Annotated in this window: 25 protein-coding genes; 10 read left to right on the top strand and 15 right to left on the bottom strand. The window is 63.7% G+C overall.

All coding sequences use genetic code 11. The annotated features are described in order from the left end of the window. Positions 1 to 143: 143 nt before the first annotated feature. Together uvrC and FJ979_RS29440 are read right to left on the bottom strand one after the other, a co-directional pair. The gene (gene uvrC / locus FJ979_RS29445) at positions 144 to 2,207 is read right to left on the bottom strand and encodes an excinuclease ABC subunit UvrC (RefSeq protein ID WP_140584459.1); all 2,064 of its coding nucleotides are present in this window, start codon (positions 2,205 to 2,207) and stop codon (positions 144 to 146) included. Beyond that, complete coding sequence (locus tag FJ979_RS29440; protein ID WP_140584458.1) at positions 2,204 to 2,965, bottom strand: SDR family oxidoreductase; 762 nt, start codon at positions 2,963 to 2,965, stop codon at positions 2,204 to 2,206. Before FJ979_RS29440 ends, uvrC begins: the two co-directional genes overlap by 4 nt. Before the next feature lie 411 nt (positions 2,966 to 3,376). On the opposite strand from FJ979_RS29440, the gene FJ979_RS29435 reads away from it, so the two are divergent. Then, positions 3,377 to 4,033, top strand: coding sequence for an outer membrane protein (locus tag FJ979_RS29435; protein ID WP_140494406.1), 657 nt, complete (start codon positions 3,377 to 3,379; stop codon positions 4,031 to 4,033). A gap of 62 nt (positions 4,034 to 4,095) precedes the next feature. Here the strand turns inward: FJ979_RS29435 and FJ979_RS29430 are convergent, their stop codons facing one another. The 3 genes from FJ979_RS29430 to FJ979_RS32720 form a co-directional block, all read right to left on the bottom strand. Continuing rightward, on the bottom strand, positions 4,096 to 4,692 hold the full coding sequence (locus FJ979_RS29430; protein ID WP_140494408.1) for a glutathione S-transferase family protein: 597 nt from the start codon (positions 4,690 to 4,692) through the stop codon (positions 4,096 to 4,098). A gap of 385 nt (positions 4,693 to 5,077) precedes the next feature. Then, a complete protein-coding gene (locus FJ979_RS29425; RefSeq protein WP_140555732.1) occupies positions 5,078 to 5,524 on the bottom strand; it encodes a histone in 447 nt (148 codons plus the stop codon). A gap of 142 nt (positions 5,525 to 5,666) precedes the next feature. Beyond that, positions 5,667 to 5,837: a hypothetical protein gene (locus FJ979_RS32720; protein ID WP_181181821.1), complete on the bottom strand. Its 171-nt coding sequence runs from the start codon at positions 5,835 to 5,837 to the stop codon at positions 5,667 to 5,669. Positions 5,838 to 6,063: 226 nt separating this feature from the next. On the opposite strand from FJ979_RS32720, the gene FJ979_RS29420 reads away from it, so the two are divergent. After that, complete coding sequence (locus FJ979_RS29420) at positions 6,064 to 6,375, top strand: transcriptional regulator (protein ID WP_140584483.1); 312 nt, start codon at positions 6,064 to 6,066, stop codon at positions 6,373 to 6,375. Between the two features lie 133 nt (positions 6,376 to 6,508). On the opposite strand, the gene FJ979_RS29415 is transcribed toward FJ979_RS29420, so the two are convergent. The 5 genes from FJ979_RS29415 to FJ979_RS29395 form a co-directional block, all read right to left on the bottom strand. Continuing rightward, positions 6,509 to 6,961, bottom strand: a complete 453-nt coding sequence (locus FJ979_RS29415; protein ID WP_140494414.1) for a hypothetical protein — start codon at positions 6,959 to 6,961, stop codon at positions 6,509 to 6,511. Between the two features lie 113 nt (positions 6,962 to 7,074). Beyond that, complete coding sequence (locus FJ979_RS29410) at positions 7,075 to 7,335, bottom strand: DoxX family protein (protein ID WP_181168496.1); 261 nt, start codon at positions 7,333 to 7,335, stop codon at positions 7,075 to 7,077. A gap of 35 nt (positions 7,336 to 7,370) precedes the next feature. Then, the gene (locus FJ979_RS29405) at positions 7,371 to 8,219 is read right to left on the bottom strand and encodes a 23S rRNA (adenine(2030)-N(6))-methyltransferase RlmJ (RefSeq protein ID WP_140584457.1); all 849 of its coding nucleotides are present in this window, start codon (positions 8,217 to 8,219) and stop codon (positions 7,371 to 7,373) included. Beyond that, complete coding sequence (locus FJ979_RS29400) at positions 8,216 to 8,827, bottom strand: hypothetical protein (RefSeq protein WP_140555734.1); 612 nt, start codon at positions 8,825 to 8,827, stop codon at positions 8,216 to 8,218. Before FJ979_RS29400 ends, FJ979_RS29405 begins: the two co-directional genes overlap by 4 nt. A 37-nt stretch (positions 8,828 to 8,864) precedes the next feature. Beyond that, the gene (locus tag FJ979_RS29395) at positions 8,865 to 9,473 is read right to left on the bottom strand and encodes a TetR/AcrR family transcriptional regulator (protein WP_246679385.1); all 609 of its coding nucleotides are present in this window, start codon (positions 9,471 to 9,473) and stop codon (positions 8,865 to 8,867) included. 136 nt (positions 9,474 to 9,609) lie between these two features. Between FJ979_RS29395 and FJ979_RS29390 the strand changes: the two genes are divergently transcribed. Together FJ979_RS29390 and FJ979_RS29385 are read left to right on the top strand one after the other, a co-directional pair. Next, positions 9,610 to 10,074 carry a carboxymuconolactone decarboxylase family protein gene (locus FJ979_RS29390; protein WP_140555737.1) on the top strand — a complete coding sequence of 155 codons (465 nt, stop codon included), beginning with the start codon at positions 9,610 to 9,612 and terminating at the stop codon, positions 10,072 to 10,074. 140 nt (positions 10,075 to 10,214) lie between these two features. Further along, positions 10,215 to 10,814 carry a YdeI/OmpD-associated family protein gene (locus FJ979_RS29385; RefSeq protein WP_140517859.1) on the top strand — a complete coding sequence of 200 codons (600 nt, stop codon included), beginning with the start codon at positions 10,215 to 10,217 and terminating at the stop codon, positions 10,812 to 10,814. A 93-nt stretch (positions 10,815 to 10,907) separates the two neighbouring features. Here FJ979_RS29385 and FJ979_RS29380 read toward each other — a convergent pair whose 3' ends face one another. Continuing rightward, a complete protein-coding gene (locus tag FJ979_RS29380) occupies positions 10,908 to 11,357 on the bottom strand; it encodes a DNA polymerase III subunit chi (RefSeq protein WP_140517858.1) in 450 nt (149 codons plus the stop codon). A 9-nt stretch (positions 11,358 to 11,366) separates the two neighbouring features. After that, complete coding sequence (locus tag FJ979_RS29375; protein ID WP_140584455.1) at positions 11,367 to 12,887, bottom strand: leucyl aminopeptidase; 1,521 nt, start codon at positions 12,885 to 12,887, stop codon at positions 11,367 to 11,369. A gap of 362 nt (positions 12,888 to 13,249) precedes the next feature. Here FJ979_RS29375 and lptF point away from each other — a divergent pair, with 362 nt between their 5' ends. The 6 genes from lptF (at position 13,250) to rsmA (ending at position 20,854) form a co-directional block, all read left to right on the top strand. Continuing rightward, positions 13,250 to 14,452: an LPS export ABC transporter permease LptF gene (gene lptF / locus FJ979_RS29370; protein ID WP_140517856.1), complete on the top strand. Its 1,203-nt coding sequence runs from the start codon at positions 13,250 to 13,252 to the stop codon at positions 14,450 to 14,452. Continuing rightward, the gene (gene lptG / locus FJ979_RS29365) at positions 14,449 to 15,534 is read left to right on the top strand and encodes an LPS export ABC transporter permease LptG (RefSeq protein WP_181165175.1); all 1,086 of its coding nucleotides are present in this window, start codon (positions 14,449 to 14,451) and stop codon (positions 15,532 to 15,534) included. The genes lptF and lptG overlap by 4 nt, the downstream gene beginning before the upstream one ends. Beyond that, a complete protein-coding gene (locus FJ979_RS29360) occupies positions 15,534 to 17,954 on the top strand; it encodes an LPS-assembly protein LptD (protein ID WP_181168497.1) in 2,421 nt (806 codons plus the stop codon). The genes lptG and FJ979_RS29360 overlap by 1 nt, the downstream gene beginning before the upstream one ends. 90 nt (positions 17,955 to 18,044) lie before the next feature. Further along, entirely contained in the window at positions 18,045 to 18,977 is a 933-nt protein-coding gene (locus FJ979_RS29355; RefSeq protein WP_181165136.1) for a peptidylprolyl isomerase, read from the top strand. A 13-nt stretch (positions 18,978 to 18,990) separates the two neighbouring features. Then, the gene (pdxA, locus tag FJ979_RS29350; RefSeq protein WP_181181820.1) at positions 18,991 to 20,007 is read left to right on the top strand and encodes a 4-hydroxythreonine-4-phosphate dehydrogenase PdxA; all 1,017 of its coding nucleotides are present in this window, start codon (positions 18,991 to 18,993) and stop codon (positions 20,005 to 20,007) included. 10 nt (positions 20,008 to 20,017) lie between these two features. Continuing rightward, positions 20,018 to 20,854 (top strand): 16S rRNA (adenine(1518)-N(6)/adenine(1519)-N(6))-dimethyltransferase RsmA, encoded by an 837-nt coding sequence (rsmA, locus tag FJ979_RS29345; protein WP_140584452.1) that lies wholly within the window; start codon positions 20,018 to 20,020, stop codon positions 20,852 to 20,854. 57 nt (positions 20,855 to 20,911) lie between these two features. On the opposite strand, the gene FJ979_RS29340 is transcribed toward rsmA, so the two are convergent. The 3 genes from FJ979_RS29340 to FJ979_RS29330 are packed head-to-tail and all read right to left on the bottom strand — an operon-like array spanning position 20,912 to position 25,037. Beyond that, a complete protein-coding gene (locus FJ979_RS29340) occupies positions 20,912 to 23,161 on the bottom strand; it encodes a molybdopterin cofactor-binding domain-containing protein (RefSeq protein WP_140584451.1) in 2,250 nt (749 codons plus the stop codon). Beyond that, positions 23,161 to 23,664 (bottom strand): (2Fe-2S)-binding protein, encoded by a 504-nt coding sequence (locus FJ979_RS29335; RefSeq protein ID WP_140584450.1) that lies wholly within the window; start codon positions 23,662 to 23,664, stop codon positions 23,161 to 23,163. Before FJ979_RS29335 ends, FJ979_RS29340 begins: the two co-directional genes overlap by 1 nt. Next, positions 23,661 to 25,037, bottom strand: coding sequence for a c-type cytochrome (locus tag FJ979_RS29330; protein WP_140584449.1), 1,377 nt, complete (start codon positions 25,035 to 25,037; stop codon positions 23,661 to 23,663). The genes FJ979_RS29335 and FJ979_RS29330 overlap by 4 nt, the downstream gene beginning before the upstream one ends. Positions 25,038 to 25,223: the final 186 nt, after the last annotated feature.

Here is a 25,223-nt window from a genome sequence, read left to right as displayed (position 1 = left end):
CTCAAATCAGAAGCTGATGTAGGGGGTCAACAGGCCAAAATCGATTGGCCAGCAAAAATAGGCTAATCTTGTCATCTCGCGGGCTACGCCGCGCCGCTCCTTGCTTCGCCCGGGAGCCGACGGTCGCTTTCGGGCGACATGCATCAGTTCTCGTGGAAATGGTTGTAAACCAGTCTGGCCACCTGCTCGGAAATGCCTTCGACCTTTACCAGGTCCTCGATTGCCGCGCGACCGACCGCCTTGGCGGTGCCGAAATGCATCAGCAGCGCCCGCTTGCGGCTGGGGCCGATGCCGCCGATCTCGTCGAGCGGGCTCTTGACCATCTCCTTCTTGCGGCGGGCCCGGTGCGAGCCGATGGCGAAACGGTGAACCTCGTCGCGTAGGCGCTGGACAAAATAGAGCACCGGGTCGCGTACCGGCAGCGAAAACGAGTCCCTGCCCTTGACGAAGAAGCGCTCGCGGCCCGCGTCGCGGTCCTGGCCCTTGGCGATGCCGATGGCCACGACCCGGTCCTCGATGCCGAGATCGGCGAGGATCTTGCGCACGGCGCTCATCTGGCCCTGGCCGCCATCGATCAGGATGACGTCGGGCCAGGCAGGGAAGCCGCCCGACATGTCGCCCTCATCGCTGTCCGCCTCGCCTGCCGCGGCATCGTTGGGCGTCACATCGCCATGCTCCTTGAGCAATCGTGAAAAGCGCCGCTCCATCACTTCGCGCATCATGCCGAAATCGTCGCCGGGCGTGATCTCGGTCGAGCGGATATTGAATTTCCGGTACTGGTTCTTCACAAAACCTTCCGGCCCGGCGACGACCATGGCGCCGACGGCGTTGGTGCCCATGATGTGCGAATTGTCGTAGACCTCGATGCGCACCGGCGGCTTTTCGAGCCCGAAGGTCTCGGCGAAGCCGGCGAGCAACCTGGCCTGCGTCGAGGTTTCGGCCAGCCGACGGCCGAGCGCCTCGCGGGCATTTTGCAACGCGTTGTCGGTCAGGTCCTTCTTCTCGCCGCGCTGCGGCACCGAGATCGATACTTTGCGGCCGGCGCGGGTCGAGAGCGCCTCGGCCAACAGTTCCTGGTCCTCCACGGCGTGCGACAGCAGAATGGCGCGCGGCGTCGGCTTGTCGTCATAGAACTGCGCCAGGAACGAGCCCAGCACCTCGGCCCCTTCCAGCGCCGGATCGGCCTTCGGGAAATAGGCGCGGTTGCCCCAGTTCTGGCCGGTGCGGAAGAAGAACACCTGGATGCAGACCTGGCCGCCCTCCTGATGGATTGCGAAGACATCGGCCTCGTCGACGGTCTGCGGATTGATGCCCTGGTGGCTCTGCACGTGCGAGAGTGCCGCCAGCCGGTCTCGATAGATGGCGGCGCGCTCGAAATCGAGGTCTTGCGAGGCCTGCTGCATGGCGGCCGAAATCTCGGTCTTCACCTTCTGGCTGCGGCCGGAAAGAAAATCCTTCGCCTCGGCGACCAGCTCGGCATAGTCGCTATGCGAAATCTCGCCGGTGCACGGACCGGCGCAGCGCTTGATCTGATAGAGCAGGCAAGGCCGCGTGCGGTTCTCGTAGAAGGAGTTGGTGCAACTCCTCAGGAGGAAGGCGCGCTGCAAGGAATTGATGGTGCGGCCGACCGCGCCCGCGGAAGCGAAGGGGCCGAAATAATCACCTTTGCGCGAACGCGCGCCGCGATGCTTGTAGATGCCGGGCGAGACATGGTCGCCCGTCAAGAGAATGTAGGGAAACGACTTGTCGTCGCGCATCAGCACGTTGAAACGTGGCCGCAGCCGCTTGATGAGGTTGGCCTCCAACAGCAGCGCCTCGATCTCGGTGCGGGTGACGACGAACTCCATCGTCGCGGTCTCGCGCACCATGCGGCCGATGCGGTTGGTGTGGAAGCGGCCTTGCGCGTAATTGGTGACGCGCTTCTTCAGGCTGCGGGCCTTGCCGACATAGAGCACGTCGCCATTGGCATTCATCATGCGGTAGACGCCCGGCGCATTGGGCAGCCGCTTGACCAGCGTCTGGATCACTTCGGCGCCGACCATACCGTCGGCATCGCCGGCATGCGGCGCCCAGTCGATGGCGGTGAAGGCGACGTCCGGGCCGGCCGGTTCGACGATCTCCTCCGCCGCCTCGTCCTCGACGTCGATTTCGGGAGGCAGATCGTCGGCGCCGCCACGCATCTTGTGTTTCTGCTCTGCGGGACTCATTCCGTCATGCCTGTCACATCAGGTGTGCGCCATGCAAGATGCTGGCCGCCATCAAGCGCGATCATCTGCCCGGTAACCGAGCGGGCTTCCCAGAGATAGCGGATTGTGGCGCCGAATTCCGGCAATTGCGGGCCGCGTTTCAAAATGAGACCGGCGAGTTGCGCGGCAAAGTCGCTGTCCTCCTGGTGCGCGTTCTTCAAGGTCGGGCCGGGACCGATGGCATTGACGCGGATGCGCGGGCCGAGCGCCTGCGCCATCATCTGGGTTGCCGTCCACAAGGCGGACTTCGACAGCGCATAGGAGAAGTAGCGCGGCGTCGGCCGCCAGACACGCTGGTCGATTATGTTGACGATCAGCCCCTCCTGCCCGTCCGGCAGGGCCCGGGCAAAGTTCTGCGTCAACAGTGCCGGAGTCTTCACATGAATGGCGAAGTGGCGGTCCCAGCCCTGCCAGTCGAAATCAAGAACCGAATCGTCCTCGAACAGCGAAGCGTTGTTGACGAGCAGCGAGATCGGCCCGAGCGCGGCTTCGGCGCGGCCGACCAGGTCGCCGACCTCGGCCATATCGGTCAGATCGGCGGCGACCACGGCGGCGTGGCCGCCGGCGCGGTTGATCCGCTGGGCAAGCGCATCCGCGTCGTCGCGCGAGCGGTTGCAGTGAATGGCGACGGCAAAACCGTGGGCGGCGAGATCCTCGACAATCGCGCTACCGATCCGTTTTGCCCCGCCCGTCACCAGCGCCGCGGTGGCTTTGCTCATCTGTTGTCAATCCTCGGTTTCGGCGCGAAGGAGGGCGCCGGCAAAATATGGCCCGCCACCCGTTAAATGGCGTTCGCAGCTGCGGCAACATTGTGGCGAAACGGCCGGTTCGGCATCTCGAGCCGGCCGGCAATGAGCCGGCCTCAACACAATATAGGGGGCTGGACTCCTTGCACCAAGCCACCTGCGGTGCAGCACGGCCAATCTGCTGACATTTCGCTGTTGCGAAGATGCAACGCCAAATTTCTGCCTCATTCGCGCCGGGGAATGACCCAAGTTCAGGTTCGCTTCAGCCGTATTTCGACACGACATTTGGAACCGACGAACGCCAGATCCGTTTCACCCCCCGGACGGGTTGATGGGCGATCGTAAGAACAAGCCTGTGTCCTGTGGCTTAAGGAGTAAACAACAATGCAAGCCAATCTCAAATTCGCACGGCCGCTGGCCGTAGCGCTCGGGCTCTTCGCCCTCGGTGGAACTGCCTATGCCGCCGATGTGGTCCAGGAAGAGCCGCCGGCGCCTGCCCCGGTCGCCGAACTGCCCGTCGCGTCCTGGGCCGGCCCCTATGCCGGTCTTAATCTTGGCTATGGCTTCAGCGGCCGTACCAAGGAAAAGGATTTCGACGTTGAAACCGATACCAAGGGCTTCATCGGCAGCGTCTTCGGCGGCTATCAGTGGCAGCAGGAGAACTTCGTCTACGGCGGTGAAGCCGAACTCGGCTACAACGGCGTCAAGGGCGACGATAATGGCATCGATTCCAAGGCCGGCTTCGAAGGCTCGCTGCGTGCCCGTCTCGGCTACGCTGTGACCCCGGAAATCCTGCTCTACGGCACCGGTGGTCTCGCCGGCAGGAGCCTGAAGGTGGAGGACAGCGTCCTCGGCGCCAGCGACCGCGCCACCATGATCGGCTGGACCGCCGGTCTTGGTACCGACATCAAGCTGACCGACAATGTGTTCGGCCGCGTCGAATACCGCTACACCGACTTCGGCAGCAAGGACTTCGATGGCATCGGCAAGGTCAAGGCCACCGACAACCGCGTCACCTTCGGCGTCGGTATGAAGTTCTAAGTCGTTCAAGCCACGACACGAAGAAGCCGGGCCTCGCGCCCGGCTTTTTTATTGTCGGCCGCTCACGCGGGAACGCAGGGTTTCAGGTCAGGGAATTTCTCATCGAAGCGCGCGGCCCAGCGGACCAGCCGGTTGCGGCCTTTTTCCCATTTCCCGGCGAAACGCAGCGCCAGGTAGCCAAGGCAGGCGCGCAGCGCCATCTGGCCGGCGGTGATCTTCTTCGGCAGTTTCGGCGGATTGGCGTTGAGTAGATCGAGCGCGGCGGTGATCTTCGCCCACTGGCGATCGAGCCAGGGCTGGTAGACCATCTCCTCGGGCCGCGTGCGGCGCTCATAAACCATCGACAGCGCACAGTCGCAGATGCCGTCCGCCAACGCTTCCAGCACTTCCGCTTCCAGCCGCTTGTCGGGATTGCGCGGAAACAGCGCGCTCTTCGACATCCGGTTGAGCTGCTGGGTGATGGCTCGGCTGTCGTGGATCGAGCGGCCGTCGTCGAGCACCAGCACGGGGATCTTGCCCAGCGGATTGGCGCCGATCAGTTCGGCCGGCTTGTCTTCGGTTTTGACAGGCGCCAGGTCGACCGCGATGCCGGCATAAAGGGCCGCCATTCGTACCTTGGAACTATAGGGGGACGTGGAGGCGTAAAGCAGCTTCGGCATGATCGGGTTCCTGTTGGCAGCCCGTCACTGTTGACCGGGCGCCCTTCCCCGCGCAACAGCCAGAAGCGGAAAAACCAGCCGCCAGCAGCCGGCGACCACTCCTGCATGCCCTGGTCTCTTGTACGCCTTGATCAGGATGCGCCACATGGTGACGGCGGCAACACTCCGACAGGCCGGACAAGACCAACGATCGTTCCGCCGCCGCACGATAGCGCGCAACAAAAAGCCCACCGGACTTCGCCCTGCGACGAAGTCCTGGGAGCTGCGAAAGATATCTGGCGTCCGCCCCTCTCGTTGCGCCCCAATGCCAGAGCAGAGGGCGCGAGGCCTCAACGGCACCTGCCCTCATTTCTGCCGACACGGTCCCCGGCGCGAAGAAACGCGACTACTTCTTCGCGGCCTTCGCCGGCGCTGCTTTCTTGGCGGCTGGCGCCGCCTTCTTCACCGGTGCCGAAGACTTCGCCGCGGCAGCCTTGGCCGGAGCCTTGGCAGGGGCTGTCTTCTTTGCAGCGGGCTTGGCCGCGGCCTTGGCAGCCGGCTTCCTGGCCGGAGCGGCTTTCTTTGCCGGAGCGGCCTTCTTGGCCGGTGCAGCCTTCTTTGCGGATGCGGCGCTGGCCTTGGCGGGCGCTGCCTTCTTCGCCGCCGGTTTCGCGGCGGCCTTGGCTGCCGGCTTCTTGGCCGGTGCCGCCTTTGCCTTCGGCGCTGCCGCCTTTGGCTTGGCAGCGGGTGCTGCTTTCTTGACCGCGGTCGCGGCTTTCGCCGCCGCCGCTTTTACAGGTGCTTTCTTTGCCGGTGCCTTGGATGCCGGCGCTTTTGATGACTGCTTAGCCATGCGATGCCCCTTGCGTTATGCCGACGACCGTTAATGGCCCGGCGTGTCATGCTTATCTGACTCGCGCCTCGCTAGCCAGCGAAGCAATGATATGATTTTCTCAGCTTAAATTTTCGTTGCGATCGACACATGATCACACTCATCATCGCAAAAATATGGCGTTATCTTCCGATATCGCCAGCAATTTGGCATCGACATTCTCGATGCGCTGCGTGGGCGCGCCTGCCATGAAGCTGCAAAGATCAGCAAGCAGCTTCGCGCATTGATCTTCGGCCGCGAATATCACGAGCTGCGGCTTATAGAGAATGATCATCTTTTGCAGGCGACCGGTCCCTTCGCATTACAAGTGCAATGCGATGCGCCGATCTGGCGATCACCTTGTCAAGCCTGGCTTCATCACTGAATTGACAGATTACTCTGCATGCCAGAGTATTCTGACAAGTGTGTTCGATGTCTTTCACAAAGGCGAATGGTTAGTACTGCCCGAGCTGCAGAGCCGTAGGGTGACAGCTCAAGGTCCGCAGCATTGGAGCCAATTGATGAGTGCCGACGACATCATCCATCAGAGTACGCGTCTCAGGATCATGGCCGCCCTGAACACGCTGGAAAGACGCGAGGCGCTGGAGTTCACGCAACTGAAAGCCATGATCGAAACCACCGACGGAAATCTCGGCGCGCATCTCGATACGCTGGCCAAAGCGGGCTACGTCGATGTTGAAAAGCTTTTCGTCGGGCGGCGGCCGCGGACACGGATCAAAGCAACGACGATCGGTCGCCGCGCTTTTCGCGGTCACGTTGCCTTTCTTCGAAAGATCATCGGTGAAGCCGAGGCGACGCGAGGCAGGAAATAGCACTGCGATTGGCAAACATTGTCGGCGCGTGCCGCGCGGCACATATTTTCGTCAGGGCCGATACCCCGAGTCGCAGAAAAGGGCCGCGGCTTGAGCCGCAGGCTCTAACGAAATCGAGACTGGAAACCGCCCGCTAGCGCAGGATGCGGCAGCGGCCGTTGTAGACCATCCAGCGGTCGAAGCCCGAGACGCAGAATTCGACATTGTCGCCGATCGAGGCAAAGCCCTGGCCTTCCTCGATCAGGTACCAGATGGCGCGGTCGCGGCCATCTGACAGGGCGACCGTGGCGCCGCAATAGCGCCGGCCGATCGGCCATTCCTCGCTGGCCGGCAAGTAGCGGTGCTGGTGGATGCGGTGGAAATCGGTGATCGCGACATCCGGCAGGTGCGGGACGTGCCGCACCTGATAGGAGAAGCGGCTGGTGATCTTGTTCAGCACCCAGGCTTCGCCGCAAATGCCGCTGTCCTCGTCAGAATAGACGGCAAGATCGGCGGCTTGCGCCGCCTGGGTGAAGCCAAGCGATGTGCCAAATGGCGTGCAGAGCGAGATCAGGGCGGCAAGGGCGGAGCGGGCGAAGCGAGTCATGGCAGCCTCTCAAGGTCGATTGCGCGCACTGTGCGGGATTCGCCGGGCGGCGGTCAAGCGATTGCATTGACAATGGTTTCCAGGGCGTGGCCGCCGGCTTTGGCCGCCGGCCATCAGCCGGGGCGCGCCGCCAGCAGCAGCCCGCCGATAACGGCGATGTTGACCAGGAAGGCGGACCTCAGCGCCTGTCTTTGCGGCCCGTGATGGCGCCAGAAGGGCAGGACGAGCAGGTTCGCCGCCACCGTGAACAGGATGAGCGCGCCGGCGGCATAGGGCACCGCGGCGCCGATGGCGAGGCAGAAGCCGGCCACCAATTCCAGCAGAGCGGAGCCGGGCCGGCCGCAGACCCGCTTTAACTGTTTGTCTTGGCGCATTTGTAAGGACGCCGCTCGCAGCCTGCATCCCGCTGCTACTCCCCTGCCAGCCAGTTCAGCGTCCAGTGGGCCGGCTTTTCCAAGACCAGCAATTTGTGCAGGGCCGGCAGGAGAATGCGCAATTCACCTTCCAGCGTGAAAGGCGGGTTGGCCACGACCAGGCCGCTGCCGTCGAGGCTGGGCTCTTGCGACGCGGGCCGGATTTCGAATTCGATGTCGAGCAATTTCGGAACGCCGGTTTCCTTCAGCGCCTTGCGGAAGCCAATCACCGCCTTGCGGTCCTTGATCGGATACCACAGCGCATAGATGCCGCCCGGCCAGCGCTTGTGCGCCTTCGCCAGCCCGTCGACGAGGCGGCCGAACTCGCCCTCTTCCTCGAATGGCGGATCGATCAGCACCAGTCCGCGCTTTTCCTTCGGCGGCAGGTGTGCGCCGAGCGCCAGCCAGCCGTCGAGCTCGATCACCCTTGTCTGGAAATCGCCGGCGAATTCCGTCTTCAGCTTCGCGACATCCTTCGGGTGCAGCTCGATCGCCGATAGCCGGTCCTGCTTACGCAGAAGGTGCCGCGCGACCAGCGGCGAGCCCGGATATTTTTTCAATGGACCGTCTGCGTTGCACGCACGCACCGCGTCGAGATAGGGCGCGAGCAGCATTGCGGCCTGGGCTTCGGGCGCGGCATCGACCAGCCGGCCGATGCCGCCTTGCCATTCGCCGGTCTTCTGCGCCTCGGGCGAGGACAGATCGTAGCGGCCGATGCCTGCATGAGTGTCGATGACGCGGAACGCCTTGTCCTTCTGCTTCAGGTATTCAAGCAGCCGCGTCAGCACGACGTGCTTGAGGACGTCGGCAAAATTTCCGGCGTGATAGGCGTGGCGATAGTTCATGTGGAACCCCTGCCCCAACGTGGCGGCGGTGGCTGTGAATTCGGATTTTGCGGCCGGCCGCCGGCAGAACGCAAGGACAGCAGGAAGCCGATCAAGCCGATCGCCATCAGCGCGAAGCCAACCGGTCGCGCACGGCTGTCGGTCTCGCCCACACCGGAGCGCAAGACAAGATCGACCGCGCGTATCGGGATGTCGTCAGCGTCGCCGGGACCGACGGTGAAGACATAGGGGCCGGGGCCGACGGTCCGGATCACGCCAGCCTCATCGCGGAAGATCTTGTCGGGCAGTTGCGGGCTCGCCTGACGCGGATTGTCGGAATGATTGAACTGAAGCGTCGAGGCAAGCACCGTGCGGCCGCCGGAGGCGGCTGTCAGCGTCAGCACCGTGCGCTGCTGCGAAACGATGCGCTCGGCCCTCGCGGTCAAGTCGACCAGCACCCTGACCGGCGCATCGCGCGCGGCAAGCGGCACTGTGACCTGCCTGAAGCGGCCGCCCTCATAGACCCGCCAGCTGCCGATCTGGTGACCGGAGAAATTGGTCATCGCCCATGGATAGATGGCGCCGACGCCGATGCCGGCGAGCAGGATCAACAGGAACAGAAAGCGCATTCAGGGAATCACCTTGTAATCGGACGTTGCCGGACAATTAGGCTGCATTGGCGCTGTCGCGCAGGCGCTCCATTTCGTCCAATAGCATGTCAAGGCCGAGTTCGAATGTCTTGTCGAAACCGCCGGTGCCGAAATAGGTCCCGGCCGCCATGACACTGGGGAAATCCTTCGCCAGTTGCTCGTCGTCGACGGTGGTCACCGCCGACGGGCCCTTGGCGTAGCCCGCGGTCTCGTCGAGGATCGCGCCCATGAGATAATAGCTGGCGGTGCGAAACAGCCTGGCGCTGAGTTCCGGGCCGAAACCGCCAGCCTCGAACAGGCCGATGACGCCGTTCAGCATCGCAAGGCAAGGCGGCGAATTCATCCGGTAGACGACAAGGAATGGCGCAAAGGCCGGGTGCTCCCTCGCAACACGGCGAAACTGATGCATGACCATCCGAATCCTGTCGCGCCACGGCATGCTGTCGTCGGGGATAACCATCCCGCTGACCTGGCGATCGACCAACGCCTCATAGAGGTGCGCTTGCGAGGGGAAGTGATGATAAATGCTCATCGCCTCGCAGCCGAGCACGGCGGCGAGCTTGCGCATCGAAAAACCGGAAAGGCCCTCCTTCTCGATCACCTCGAAAGCGGCATTCTCGATCATCTCGCGGGACAGCCGTCCGCGTGCTCGCTTTTTTTTGATCGATGAGTCCATGGCCGCGCTTGACAACTTACAGCGTAAGGTTCATTTTTCACTTCACCTTACACAGTAAGGCTAACAAAGACCAGAGGAGGAAAACATGTCACACCATCGCATTGCCAAATCCGTGCATTCGTCCCTCCATCGTGCGTTGGCTCTAACCGCCCTGGCCTGCGTCCTCGCCGCGGCCCCTGCCTATGCCGACGACTACGATGCAACCATAAAGGACATCCAGTCGACCATGGGCGGCGTGCCGAGCTTTGTGAAGCAACTTCCCAAAGCCGGTCTGCCCGGCGCCTGGGCCGAGGTCAAGGCCATCGAACTCAGCGACAAGACGGCGCTGCCGCCAAAGGTAAAGTCATTGATCTCGCTGGCAGTGGCGGCGCAGATCCCGTGCAACTACTGCATCTGGTCGGACACGCAAAACGCCAAGCGCGCCGGCGCTACCGATGAGGAAATCCAGGAGGCGGTGGCGATGGCGGCGCTGACCCGCCATTGGAGCACCATCTTCAATGGCATGCAGGTCGATTTCGACACGTTCAAGAAGGAAATGGGCGGGCAGTGAAACGACACCCGCGGTGGTCCGCGCCTGCGGGCCACCGCAGAACTGCCCTCATCCGACAGCCGTCATCTTCGCCTTCGATTGTCATCCAGCGGGAAATGCCGCATTGAAAGTGCAATCGCAAAGCATGGACGAGGCCGCAAATGGCGCCGGTCAAGGTCGACCCCGACAAGGTGCACGAATTCGAGGACGCCGAGAGCTTTTATACTTGGCTCGGTGAACATCATGACAGGGAAACCGAGGTCTGGATCAAAATCCACAAGACCGGCTCGGGACTGAAGTCGATCTCGGCAAAGGAGGCGATCGAGGTCGTGCTGTGCTGGGGCTGGATCGACGCGGTGCGCAAGGGGCTCGACGACAAGAGCTTCCTGCAGCGTTACACGCCGAGGACGAAGAAAAGCATCTGGAGCCAGATCAACATCGACAATGTCGCCCGGCTGATCGACGACGGCCGGATGACGCGGCATGGGCTCGCCGAGGTCGAAGCCGCCAAGGCCGATGGCCGCTGGGCGCGTGCCTATGCCAGCGGCAAGGACATGAAAATTCCCGATGACCTGCAGGCCGCGATCGATGCCGAGCCAGAGGCTCGGCAAATGCTCGAAAAACTCAGCGCGCAGAACCGCTTCGCGCTCGCCTTCCGTATCCACAACATGAAGACCGAAGCCGGGCGCAGGAAGAAGATCGAGACTTTTGTCGAGATGCTCAAGCGCGGGGAGACGATCCATCCGCAAGTGAAGAAGTAAGGCTGCTCATGTGACGAGCGACAGGTTTCTTCCGGCTCGATGATCGCGATCCACATTATCAACAAGGCAGTGATCAGCCGCCGCTGACGTCCCTCAAGCCTTGCGTTCCCAGCGGCGGTCGGGCGTCTGCTGCCAGTAGGTCACCGCGTGGCCGGCGTCTTTCATCGTCTTCCAGTGCCCGCGGGCGGCCTCGACCTGGGCGGCATCGTGACCGTCGAACAGGAATACGGCGCGCTCGTAGCCGCCAAGGTCAGGCGGCGCCGCTCCGTCCACCAGAAAGCGTATCTGCGCCGCGTTCGGGTTGGCTTCGCCGGTGGTCAAAAGGATCGGCTGCTCGGCGGGATGGGCTTCGCGGTCGGTGGCGTGCGCGAGGAAAGAATCGTCACGGAACGTCCACAGATGCTGGTCGAGCGCGTCGCGCCGCTCCTCGGTGCCGGTCTGCACCACGGCGCGCCAGCCGCGATCGACGCTGCGCTCAAGGAGGCCGGGCAGCGCATCCTCCAGCGTCGATTCAGTCAGGTGATAAAACAGCACGTCGGCCATGGGTCCCGATCAGCTCTCGTAGTGGTCGCGCACGAGCCGGTCGAGCAGCCGCACGCCAAAGCCGGAACCCCAGGACTGGTTGATTTCGTTCGACAGCGCCCCCATGGCGGTGCCTGCGATGTCGAGATGGGCCCAGGGCGTGTCCTTGACGAAGCGCTGCAAGAACTGCGCGGCGATGATGGCGCCGCCATAGCGGCCGCCGATGTTCTTCATATCGGCATTCTTGGAATCGATCAGCTTGTCATATTCAGGACCGAGCGGCATGCGCCACAGCCGCTCCTGCGTCGACTGCCCGGCTGTCGCCAGGCGTTCCGCCAGTTCGTCATTGTTGGAGAACAGGCCGGCATAGTGCTGGCCGAGCGCGACCATGATCGCGCCGGTCAACGTCGCCAGATTGACCATGAACTTCGGCTGAAAGCGGTCATTGCAGTACCAGAGCGCGTCGGCCAGCACCAGGCGCCCCTCCGCATCGGTGTTGAGCACCTCGATGGTCTGGCCCGACATCGAGGTAACGATGTCGCCGGGACGCTGCGCATGGCCGTCGACGGCGTTTTCCACCAGCCCGATGATGCCGACGACATTGGCCTTCGCCTTGCGGGCGGCGAGCGCATGCATCAGTCCGGTCACCGCCGCGGCGCCGCCCATGTCGCCCTTCATGTCCTCCATGCCGGATGCCGGTTTCATCGAATTGCCGCCGGTGTCGAAGGTGACGCCCTTGCCGATGAACGCGACGGGGTTGTCCTTGGCCTTGCCGCCGTTCCACTGCATGACGGCCATGCGGGCGCCGCGCGGCGAGCCTTGTGCGACGCCGAGCAGCGACCCCATGCCGAGTTTCTTCATTTCCTTCTCGGCCAGGATCTCGACCTTGACGCCGAGGGCCTCCAGTTCCTTGGCGCGGGCGGCAAACTCGACCGGTCCCAGGACGTTTGCCGGCTCGTTGACGAGGTCACGCGCCAAAAGCACGCCGTCGATCACAGCCTCAGTCTCGGCGAAGGCCTTCTTCGCGCCCGCCGGATCGGCGGTGTGGATGGTTATCTTGGCCGGCTTTTTCGGCTCGGCCTTGTCGCCTTGGCCATCGTCCTTGTCTTTCCTGGTCTTGTACTTATCGAAGGAATAGCTGCGCAGAAGAATACCCGCGGCAAGGCTGGCCGTCTGCGCACCGCTTGACGAGGCGCCGACCACGTCGAGCACCACCGCCACGTCCGTCGCCTTGCGTAGCGACCCCGCGATGGTGCCTCCAAGCTTCGTCCAGGCGTATTCGTCGAGCCCGGATACCTTGCCGGCGCCGATCGCGACCAGCCTGTCGAGCGAGCTTGCCTGTGGCGTCAGCACTTCCACCACGCTGGCGAACTTGGCCGTGAATTCGGCCACAGGGAAGGCCCGTTCCAGCGTCTTGCCGGGATCATACGCCGCGGCGGTTTCGCTCAGGCCGCCATCATCCGCCGCCAGCACGAAGACCGTCCCCTTCCTGTTCGCGGCGGTCTGCGGCGCGGCGAATTTTGCGAAGGCGATCGAGGGTCTCTGGTTCATCATGTCCTGCTTTCGGGGAATGCGCGGCTCGCGCGAAGCGGTTGGAAGCGATCCGCGACATTTGGTCGTTTTCCGGCATTTGGCAAGACTTTGCCAAACGGGCTCCCCATATGGCACATGAATCGACGGCGATTCGTCGCGGCACGGCTCCGCTTTTTGGCCGCAACCTGTTGTTAACCATCGATGTTCGCCCTTTCTTATCCAATCCCGCCGACACTCCGGCCCAACTTGGCGCGCGATGTGGGACGGGAACCGGATCGTCTGCCTGACAGAGCCCGACGCAGCCAGTTGTGCGGGCGTCACCGGACGGCTACCCTTATCCGGTGGCATGATGCCGTTCGAGAAAATTGAGAAAAGCCTTCATGAAGGTCGTTGAACGCTACATCATGCGCCGCGCTTTCGTGGTCTTTATTGCAGCGCTGGCCTGGACGCTGGCCATTGTCTGGACGACGCAGGTGCTGGCCAAGATCGACCTCGTCACCGACAGCGGCCAGTCGGCGCTGACCTTCTTCGAGGTTGCGGCCCTCATTCTTCCCTCGATCATTCCGATCGTGGTGCCCTTCGCGCTCGTGGTGGCGGTTGCCCAGACGCTCAGCGTCATGAATTCGGATTCGGAGCTCGCCGTCGTCAACGCAGCGGGCGCCTCGCGCTGGACCATCGTGCGGCCGATCATGATTCTCGCGGCCGCGGCCAGCGTCTTTTCCTTCGCCGTCGACAACGGCATCGACCCTTACGCGCGCCAGAAGAACCGGATGCTGGTGGCGGAGTCACGCGCGGATCTTCTGTCGCTGATCATCCAGGAGGGCACATTCCGCAAGATCGATGATGGGCTGTTCCTGCAGATAGGCGAGCGGCTTCCCGACAACCGGCTGGGCGGCATCTTCGTCGCGGATTCGCGCGAGGAAGGCGTCAACCTCGTCTACTATGCCAAGACGGGCAGCATCATCGAACGCGGCGGCGAAAAGGTGCTGATGATGAATGACGGCGTCATCCATCGAAAGACACTGACCGGCGACCTCTCGGTCATCCGCTTCACCTCCTATGCCTTCGACATGTCGGCCTTCATGGCGGCAGCGTCGGAGGTGACGCTGATGCCAAAAGACCAGACGACCCAGTACCTGCTCAACCCGAGTGCCAACGACAAGGTCTACCAGCAGCGCCCGAACGAATACCGGGCGGAGGTCGACCAGCGGTTCTCGGAATGGCTCTATTCCATGGTTTTCGCCTTGATCGCACTCGCGGTCGCCGGAGACGCACGCTCGCATCGCGAGGCGCGCGTCAATCCGCTGATCACGGCCATCGCGATATCGCTGTTCGTGCGCTGGCTGGGCTTCTTCGCCGCCAGCAAGGCCGACGAGGTCCCGCAATATGCGTATATGGTCTACGGCGTGCCCATCGTGTCGTCGGCGGTGGCAATTTGGTTCATCGCATCCAACCGGACGATGGAACTGCCAGTGGCCTGGGCAGATTGGCTGACGAATCTCGCCAGCCGGATGGCTGACGCCTGGAATGCCGTCAAGCTGCGCCTGTCCAGGCGCAGCGCCTCGGGCCAGGGGGTCAGCTGATGGGCTGGACGCTGGGACGCTACTTCTTCTTCCGCTATGTCACGATCACCGTGTGGTTCTTCATCGGCCTGCTTGCGCTGGTGTTCCTGATCGATTTCACCGAGCTTTCCGGCCGCACGACCGGCCTGCCCGGCTTCACCTATGGAACGGCGCTGGCCATTTCCGGACTCAGGATGCCGATGATCATGCTGCAGACCGTGCCGTTTGTCGGTCTCTTCTCGGCGATGGCGACGCTGGTCTCGCTCAACCGCAGGTATGAACTGGTCATAGCGCGCTCAGCCGGCGTTTCGGCCTGGCAGTTCCTTTTGCCGTGCTGCATCGGAGCGCTGTTGTTCGGCGTCCTGTCGGTCGGTCTCATCAACCCGCTCGCAGCGCACGCCTTCTCCTGGTCCGAACAGATCGAAACCCAGTTGCGCTCGGGCAAGTCGAATACGGTGTCGGCCGACGCCGCGCCCTGGATCCGGCAGAAAACCAGCTCCGGAGACACCATCATCGGAGCGCGCGCCATCCTCAACCAGGGCCTGGAGATGGCTGACGCTGTCTTTTTCATCCTCGACCCGCAAGGCGATATCGTCGAGCGCAAGGATGCCGCGCGCGCCTACCTGCGGGACGGCTACTGGGAATTGCAGGACGTCAAGACCTTCAGGAACGGCACCATCCAGCCTGCGGCAAACGATCGCGTGCCGACCAATCTGAAGCCCGAATTCGTGCAGGAGCGGCTGGCGCGCCCGGAGACCATTCCATTCTACGATCTGCCGGGAAAAATCGAGGTTGCCCGTTCCTTCGGCCTCAAGGCAAATGCCTTTGCCATGCAGTTCGATTCGCTGGTGGCGTTGCCGTTCCTGCTCGTCGCTATGACGCTAATTGCGGCAACAGTTTCAATGCGATTTGCGAGGATGGGGCAATCGGCAACGATGATTCTGGGTGGCGTCGTTGCCGGGTTTCTGCTTTATGTCGTTTCGGTGCTGGTGAAGGCATTCGGCGTGGCGGGGTTCGTGCCGACTGTCGTAGCTGCCTGGGTGCCGGTCGTGGTAGCTATGTTCTTCGGGGTGACTTTCCTGCTATACAAGGAAGACGGCTAGTGAGGGAGGCCTTTTTGCCCAGTAACAGGCAGGCCGGTTTGGCGCGCCTTTATGCGGCGACCGCCTTGGCATGCCTGTTTGCATGCGCGGTTCCGCTGCCTGCGATCGCGCAGGATGTCGGCGACATGGCGACCAAGGTGCCGTCCGGCTCGCAGATGCTGCTGGCGGCCGATACGCTGGTCTATAACAACGACAATCAGACCGTGACCGCCGTCGGCGGCGTGCAGATCGACTATGGCGGCAACCGACTTGTCGCGCAGAAGGTCGAGTACAACCGCAACACCAAGCGCATGGTCGCAAGCGGCAATGTCGAGGTGATCAACAGCGACGGCACCAAGATCAATTCGGATCATATCGACATCACCGACGACTTCGCCGACGGTTTCGTCAACGCGCTCCGCGTCGAAACCATCGACAAGGCCTATTTCGCCGCCGAAAGCGCCGAACGCATGGGCGGCGTGCTGACCACCTTCCACAATGGCGTCTACACTGCCTGCGAACCGTGCGAGGACAAGCCCGACAAGGCGCCGACCTGGCGTGTGAAGGCCAGGAAGATCATCTGGAACGGCGAAAAGAAGACGGTCCGCTTCGAGAACGCGAATTTCGAATTCTTCGGCTTCCCGCTAGCCTACCTGCCGGCGTTCGAGATCGCCGACCCGACGGTGAAGCGCAAGAGCGGCTTCCTGATCCCCGGCATCGTCTTCAAAAGCGATCTGGGCGTGGGGGTGAAGGTCCCCTATTATTTCGCGCTCTCGCCGACCTACGACCTGACCGTCACCGGCACCGGCTTTACCAAGCAGGGCTTTCTCGGTGAGGCCGAGTGGCGCCAGCGCTTCAACAATGGCGAATACAGCCTGAAGATCGCGGGGATTCAGCAGCGAGACCCCGACGCCTTCATCGACGCCGCCGGCCGCAATATCGATTCGGGCAAGGCTGGCGATCCCAACAAATTCCGCGGCATGATGGGCACACAAGGCCAGTTCGCCATCAATTCGCGCTGGAATTTCGGCTGGGACGTGCTGCTGCAGACCGACAAGAACTTCTCGAATACCTACGCCATCGACAAATACAACGGGTACGTTCACCAGTCGTCGGTTTACCTGACGGGGCTCGACGGCCGTAATTATTTCGACCTGCGCGCCATGCATTTCGAGGTGCAGGAAAACACGCTCGACAGCAGCATCGCTGCGCGAAGCGGCCAGCAGCCCTGGGTGCTGCCCTCGCTTGACTATGCCTACATTCCGGATACATCGGTCGCAGGCGGCCAGCTGTCGTTCAACGTCAATTCGCGCGTCATCCGCCGCGATGACCTCGACGAGACCTATTTCACTCCCTACTTCCCCCCTTCAGGCACCCAACGTGTGCGCGGCATCGAGGGCGAATCCGGCCGGCTCACCGCCCAAGCCGAATGGAAGCGGTCATTTGTCACCGATGACGGGTTGGTGCTGACACCCTTGCTGGCGCTGCAGGGCGACGTCGACTATGTCAACGCGTCATCAGCTTCACTCGCAGCCGTCAACCAGATGGCGACGAATTTGGGCGAGCAGGATGACATGCGCTCGTCTTTCGCCCGCTATATGGCAACCGCCGGACTCGAGATGAGCTGGCCGCTGCTGTTTTCGATGGCCAGCGGCTCCAGTCATGTGTTCGAGCCGATGGCGCAGGTCTTCCTGCGCCCGAACGAACAATATGTCGGCGGCCTTGCCGTCCCGAACGAAGATGCGCAGAGCATGGTTTTCGACGCGAGCACCCTGTTCGAGCGCGACAAGTTCTCCGGCTATGACCGCATCGAAGGCGGCTCGCGCGCCAATGTGGGCCTTCGCTATTCCGGTTCCTACATCAACGGCTGGGGCACCAACGCCATCTTCGGCCAGTCCTACCAGATCGGCGGCGAGAACTCCTTCGACGCGCCGGACCTGGTCAATGTCGGCGCCTATTCGGGCCTCGAAAACACCAAGTCGGACTATGTCGGCCTGTTTGGCGTCAGCAGCCCGAACGGGTTCGCCGCCTCGGTCAGCGGCCGTTTCGACGAGCAGAGCTTCGAGGTTCGCCGCGCCGAGGTAAAGGCCGCCTATTCCGGCCTACCGGTGTCGCTGAGCGCCAAATACGCCTTCATCCAGGCTCAGCCGCTCTATGGTTTCACCACCGACCGCCACGAGGTCACGCTCGGCGCGTCCACGCATCTTGCCGAGAACTGGCGCGTGTTCGGGACGGGAACCTATGACCTCGAGGAAAGCCTGCTGGTCAAGGACGGGGTCGGTTTCGCCTACAATGATTCCTGCTTCACCTATCTGATGACGTACTCGCAGTCGCGCGACCTGCACACCAGGGAGGTGACGCAGAGTGTCGGCTTCAACCTGTCGTTCCGCACCCTCGGCGATTTCGGATCGTCGAGCAGCGCCTTCGACACCACCCAGTAGTCCGCGACATCGTTTCGCCGCATAGGGCTGGCAGGGACTTCACAAACCCCGAAGAAGGATGAAGTTGGGCGGGACCGGGATAGAATTGGGATGTTTGCGATGAGGAAATACCTCTTTTCAGCAGGGTTGGCGCTGCTTGTGGTGGCGACATCCGTGTCGATGACCGTCATCACGCCGCCGGCTTTCGCCAGCGAGATCAAGTACGTCGTCAACGACATACCGATCACCAGCGGCGACATCGCGCATCGCGCCGCCTTCCTCAAGCTGCAGCGCAAGAAGGGCGACGCCGGCCAGGAAATGATCGATCAGACCTTGCGCATGGCCGAAGCCAGACGGCTTGGGATTCACATCAGCGACGCGCAGGTCGAGGCCGCGTACCAGCGCTTTGCCTCGAGCAACAAGATGCAGCTCAGCCAGCTCGACGGCGTCATGGAAAAGTCCGGCGTCAGCAAGGGCCATTTCAAGGAGTTCATCCGCGCCCAGATGGCCTGGAATCAGGCCTTGAGCGCGCGGTACCGTTCCGGCGAGGGCGGCAGCGTGACCGAGCAGGACGCGGTCAGGCGCATGCTCGACAAGGGCGGCTCCAAGCCGAGCGCCACTGAATACATGCTCCAGCAGGTCATCTTCGTCGTGCCAGCGGCCGAACGCAGCGCGACGCTGGGCAAGCGCAAGCGCGAAGCCGACGCCATGCGTGCCCGCTTCAATGGCTGCAACACGACGCGGCAGTTCGCCAAGGGCCTGATCGACGTCACGGTTCGCGATCTCGGCCGGGTGCTGGCGCCGCAACTGCCGCCGGACTGGGCCGAGCAGATCAAGGCCACCAAGGTTGGCGGCGCCACGCCTACCCGCCAAACGGAGCGCGGTGTCGAGTTCATCGGCATCTGTTCGTCGCGCGAGGTGTCGGACGACAAGGTCGCCCAGATGGTGTTCCAGAGCGAAGGCTCCAACGACAAGGCGGCCGACGATCTCAGCAAGAAATATGTCGACGAGCTGAAGGCAAAAGCCCGCATCGTCAAGCGCTGAGGTGGACAGGGCGATGCGCGCGCTGGCGTTGAGCGTCGGCGATCCTTCCGGCATCGGGCCGGAAATCGCGATTGCCGCGTTTCTGGCGCGTACCGCCGCGGCCCTTCCGCCCTTCTATCTCCTCGCCGATCCCGCGCTGATCGCCTCGCGGGCGCGCCGCCTCGGCGTTTCGCTGCCTATCGAGGAAACGACGCCAGCGCAGGCAACCGAGGTCTTTGGCCACGCACTGCCGGTCGTTACGCTGGCTGCCCGCTTCATCGACAGCCCCGGCCAGCCGGACCCGGCCAATGCGGCGGGCATCATCGAAGCGATCGATCGGGCGGTGGCCGCTAGCCTCGCCGGCGACGCCGCGGCCGTCGTCACGTGCCCGATCGCCAAGAAGCCGCTCTACGACGCCGGCTTCCGCTTTCCCGGCCACACCGAATATCTGGCGTATCTGGCGGCGCGGCACAGCGGCGTGGAAGCGATGCCGGTGATGATGCTGGCAGGCCCCGACCTGCGCACCGTTCCCGTCACCATTCACATCGCGCTGGCCGAAGTGCCGAAGGCGCTGACCACCGACCTGATCCTCGCCACGACGCGGGTCACCGCCGCCGACCTCAGGGACCGCTTTGGCATCGCCAACCCACGGCTCGCCATCGCCGGCCTCAATCCGCATGCGGGCGAGGATGGCTCCATGGGCCAGGAGGACCAGCGCATCATCCGACCGGCGATCGAGATCCTGCGAGCCGAAGGCATCGACGCGTTCGGGCCGTTGCCCGCGGATACCTTGTTCCATGCCCGGGCCCGGGCCGGCTACGACGTGGCGCTGTGCATGTATCACGACCAGGCGCTGATACCGGCCAAGGCGCTGGCCTTCGACGAAGCGGTCAACGTCACGCTCGGCCTGCCCTTCATCCGCACGTCGCCCGACCACGGCACCGCCTTCGATATCGCCGGCAAGGGCATCGCCCGGCCCGACAGCCTGATGGCGGCGCTGCGGCTTGCACGGCAGCTGGCCGACACCGACGCCAAGTTTGTCACGCAATGAGGCTCAACTCATGAGCATGGATGGGCTGCCGCCGCTGCGCGAGGTCATCGAGCGCCACGGTTTGCAGGCAAAGAAGGCACTGGGCCAGAATTTTCTGTTCGACCTCAACCTGACCGGCAAGATAGCGCGCGCCGCCGGCAGCCTGGCGGAGACGACCGTAATCGAGGTCGGCCCCGGCCCTGGCGGGTTGACAAGGGCCCTGCTTTTCAACGGCGCGCGCAAGGTCGTCGCCATCGAGCGCGACGAACGCTGCCTGGCGGCCCTCGCCGAGATATCGGCCCATTATCCCGGACGGCTGGAGGTCGTTTCCGGCGACGCTCTGAAGATCGACTTCCCGACGCTTGCCGCGACCGCCGGAGACGGCGGTCCGGTCAGGATCGTGGCCAACCTGCCCTACAATATCGGCACGGAACTGCTGGTCCGCTGGCTGACCGTCGCGGATTGGCCTCCCTTCTATGCCTCGATGACCCTGATGTTCCAGCGTGAGGTGGCCCAGCGTATCGTCGCCGCGCCTGGCAGCGAGGCCTATGGCAGGCTCGGCGTGCTGGCGGGGTGGCGCACGCAGGCCAGGATAGCGTTCGACGTGCCGTCCCAGGCGTTCACACCGCCCCCCAAGGTGACCTCTTCCGTCGTGCATCTCGAGCCGCGTGTGACACCGCTACATGCCGACGTGAAAAAACTCGGCCGCGTCACGGAAGCCGCCTTCGGCCAGCGCCGAAAGATGCTGCGGCAGAGCGTTAAGAGCCTCGGCGGCGAAGCCCTGCTCGAACGCGCCGGGATCGACCCGACCCGGCGCGCCGAGACGCTCGATGTCGAGGAGTTCGTGCGGCTGACCAATGCGGTGTAGCGCCGCCGGCCGTGGAAGCGCCGCGCAATCCGATCCTTGTCGAGCGCACGCTTCGAACTAGACGCCCAACACCGCTTTCACGCGCTCGCGCGTGTAGGGCAGGTCATAGATGCGTTTTCCCGCCGCATGGCGGAAGGCGTTGGCGATCGCGCCGGCTGTCGGGCCCTGCGCTGCTTCCGCGACGCCGAGATAGGGCGTGCCGGGATTGTCGACGACATGCACTTCCACGCTGTCCGGAACGGCGCTGAAGCGCAGGATCGGATAGGCCGACCAATCCGCGCTCAGGATGCGGGTGTCGTCGAAATGGACGGCCTCGTAAAGCGTCCAGCTCAGCGACTGCAGAATACCGCCTTCGGTCTGGTTGACGATCGAATCCGGCGCCACCGCTTCGCCGCAGTCGACCGCCGAGACCACATGCGAGATGGCGATGGCGCCGCTGTCGCGATCGACCTCCGCTTCAAGCGCGATTGCGAGATAGGCGGCGTGGTTCTTGTACTTGGCGAAAGCGAACCCCCGGCCGCGGCCCTCCGGCATAGGATCATTGCTCCAGCCGAATTTTTGCGCCGCAACCTCGATCACCTTCCTGGCGCGCGGATCCGTCATGTGCCTCAACCGGTATTCCACCGGGTCGGCGCCGGTCGCGAGGGCCAGCTCGTCCATGAAGCTTTCGATCGAGAAGACGTTGCAGTAGGCGCCGAGGCCGCGCAGCGACGAGACGCGCACCGGCATGTCGGCGACGAAATGCCAGTTCACCCGCTGGTTCGGCACGTCGTAGAGCGGGATGGCATTGCGGTCGCCATTGCCGAGCGGCGAGATCTGCAGCTTGGCCGGATCGGGCGGGAAATTTTTCGCCATCAGCCGGCCGGCGATCAGCGAACCTGCGGTTCCCGGCCGGGTGCCGTGACTGTTGCTCCACAGGTCATAGTGCCAGTTGACGATCTTGCCGCTGGCGTCCAGCGTTGCGCTGGCGCGCGTCAGCATGCCAGGGCCATAAGGCTCCCACAAATGCTCCTGATCGCGCATCCACTGCACGCGCACCGGCGTGCCGGGTAGCGCCTGTGCGATCAGCGCGGCGTCGGCCGCCGCGTCGTCGGCGCCATTGTGGCCGTAGCAGCCTGATCCCTCGGTGTGGATGCAGCGCACCTTTTCCGGTCCGACGCCGAGCATCTCGGCGATCGCCTTGCGGTCTGGATAAACGCCTTGAGTGTGCGTCCACACCGTGATGAGACCCTTGTCCGACAGGGCAACGGCAGCCGAGGGGCCGATCGACCCGTGCATCTGGTAGGCGCGGGTGAACTGCGCCTGCAGCGTCTTTGCGCCGGCTGCCGTGTCCGCGCCGACCGAGGTCACGGTGCCGACCTCGGCGACCGAGCGTTCGAGGAAGGCGGGGATATTGTCCTGGTCCGGCAAGGCCGGCTGCTCCTGCCACTTCGCCTTGGCGGCCATGGCGCGCATGGCCTGGACCGCCTGGAATTCCTGCCTGGCCACCACGGCCAGGAAGTCGCCGTCGCGGATCACCGCCAGCACGCCCGGCATCGTCTTGATGGCGGCCTCGTCGACGCTGACGAGCTTGGCCGAATAGCTTGGTGGGCGAACGACGCGGGCATGCACCATGCCGGGAAGCCGCATGTCCTGAACATAGGCCTCGCCGCCCGTTACCTTTGCCGGAATATCGACGCGGGCAAACGGCTTGCCGATCGCGTGATAGCTGTCCGGCGATTTCAGCGCTGTGTCGGCCGATGCGTCCACATGCAGCAAATCCGCCACCACCAGTTCGCCATAGCCCACGGACTTCCCATCCGGCCCGGTGATCCTGCCGCTTGCCGCCTTGAGCTGGTCGGCCAGAACGCCGAGCTTCTCGCTGGCCTTGGCGACCAGGATCTGGCGCACCTGCGCCGAGGCGTAGCGTATGGCGGTGCCGCTGTTCTGGATCGTCTGGCTGCCGGCGGTATAGCCCTCGTTCGGCGTCAGCGCGGTGTCGGCGGTGATGAGCTTGATGGAAGCCGGCTCGACCTCCAGTTCTTCGGCGGCGATCTGGCGTAGCGACGTCCTGGTGCCTTGACCGAGTTCGGCCTTGCCAGTGAAGACGGTGATCGAACCGTCGGCATCCAACCTGATCCAGGCGTCGAGCGAGGGCGCATCGGCAAGGCTGCCCGGCAGTTTCTTGGCCGGCGCCGGCGTCGCGGGCGTCTGCGCCGTGGGCGCGGCCTCCTGAGCCTGCACGGGAATGGTGAAGGACACGACCAGCGCGCCGGTCCCGGCGAGAAAGCCGCGTCGTGTCAGGTCGGGAAAGGTTGGCGCGTTCATCATGCCCTCCCCGCGGCCGCGGCCGGTGCCAGGCCGGCCGATTTCGATTTCATCAGGTCGCGCGCGCGGCTCACTGCCCGCAGGATGCGCATATGCGTGCCACAGCGGCAGAGGTTAGGTTCCAGCGCCTGCCTGATATCGGCGTCACCGGCATCGGGTTTGGCCTCGAGCAGCGCCTGCGCCCGCATCATCATGCCGGCGATGCAATAGCCGCATTGCGCCGCCTGCTCCTCGATGAACGCTTTCTGCATCGGACCCGGGTTCTCGATCGTGCCCAAGCCCTCGACGGTCTTGACCTCGCGGCCTTCCACCAGCATCGCTGGCGTCAGGCAGGAGAAGACGGGCTTGCCGTCGACCATCACCGTGCAGGCGCCGCATTGGCCAAGGCCGCAGCCGAACTTGGCGCCGTTCAGCTTCAAATCGTTGCGCAGCACATAAAGCAGCGGCGTCGCGGGATCGATGTCGACGTCGTGGGAGATGCCGTTGACGTTGAGTTTGATCATCTGTCCTTCGCTCCTACATTGTCCGGGCCGCGCTCGATGCCGTCCGAGGGCCGGACGCTGACCTGGTATTTTCCGCTCCTGGTGTCGGCGATCCTGGCGGCCGCATCCTGCCAGGCCGGCTTGCCGGCGAAAGCATCGCGCAGATAGGCCAGCAGATCATTCACCTGATCGTCCTTTAGCGTCGCTGCGAATCCCGGCATGATGGCGCTCGGGCGCCCACTCGCCGCCGGCAGGCCAAACAGCACCGTGTTGATGACGTTCTGCGGATCTGACGCGTTGACCGCGCTCGACAGATGGAAATTGATACCGCCAAAAGGCGGCGGACGGCTGCCGTCGTGGCAGGTGGCGCATGCCGCCTGGTAGATGACGGCTCCACGCGCCGCCGGCGTATCGGCGGATGTCGGCGCCACGCCGGCGGTCGACGCCGGGTCGGCCGCGGCGCGGCCACGGATGGCCCGCGCGGCGGCCGTCCGTTCGGCGGATGGTTCGCCCATGAGCGACATGACGTAAGTGGCCATGGCGTCGATGTCGGCATCGGGAAGCCGGCCGAGATTGCCCGTCACTTCGCCCATCGGGCCATTGGCGACGCCGTGGTCGGCATGCCAGCCTTGCCTGAGATAGGCAAACAGGCTGTCATGCGTCCACGGTATCGGCGCCGGTGAAGTGCCGTCGAGCGCAAAGGCCGTCCAGCCTTCCGCCTCGCCGCCGGCCATGTGCGACCCCTTCTCTTCCGCGCCGAACCGATTGCGCGGCGTATGGCAGGCGCCGCAATGGCCGAGCCCATCGACCAGATAGGCGCCGCGGTTCCACTGCGCGCTTTGCGACGTATCGTTTTGATAGGCGCCCCTGTCGAAGAACAGCAGCTTCCAACCGGCCAGCACGAGGCGCATATCGAGCGGGAAAGGCAGCTCGTTCGGAGGCGGCCGGTTGTTCACTGGCTGGCGCGTCATCAGATAGGCGTAGAGCGCGCGGTCGTCCTCATCGGAGACACGCGTGAAATGATCGAACGGGAAGGCCGGGTAGAGATGCCTGCCCTCGCGGTCGACGCCTTCGCGCATGGCGCGGTCGAAGGCTGCCTGCGACCAGCGGCCGATACCGGTCTGCGGATCTGGCGTGATGTTGGTCGAATAGATGGTGCCGAACGGCGTCGGCACGGCGAGCCCGCCGGCATAGGACTTTTCACCGGGCCTGGTGTGGCAGGAGGTGCAATTGCCGACGGAGGCCAGTACAGCGCCTTTCTCGATCAACGCCGGATCGAACGACGATCGTTGCGGCGGCTCGACAGGATCGATCGCCGGCTTCCAGGCATAGGCGAAAAATCCGGCGCCGCAGACAATGATGATGGGAAGAACGCCCAGCCAGAAGCGTTTCAAGATCTGCTCTCCCTCATGGCGGTACGCTGAAACGCTGCCGCCCCGGCCGTTACCGGCGCCGCGGACGCGTTCGTGCGGGAGAAACTAGGGGCGCTGCCCTCTTCGTCAATTGTCTGATTTATGGCGCCGAAAAGCGCATCTTGCAGGCGCGACCTGCCCGGGCACATCGTTTGGTGCTGCCGGCCT

Origin of the sequence: Mesorhizobium sp. B1-1-6 (genome assembly GCF_006443035.1) — a bacterium.
In the GTDB taxonomy this organism is placed as follows: Bacteria; Pseudomonadota; Alphaproteobacteria; order Rhizobiales; family Rhizobiaceae; genus Mesorhizobium.
This window is presented reverse-complemented; position numbering and strand designations above follow the sequence as displayed.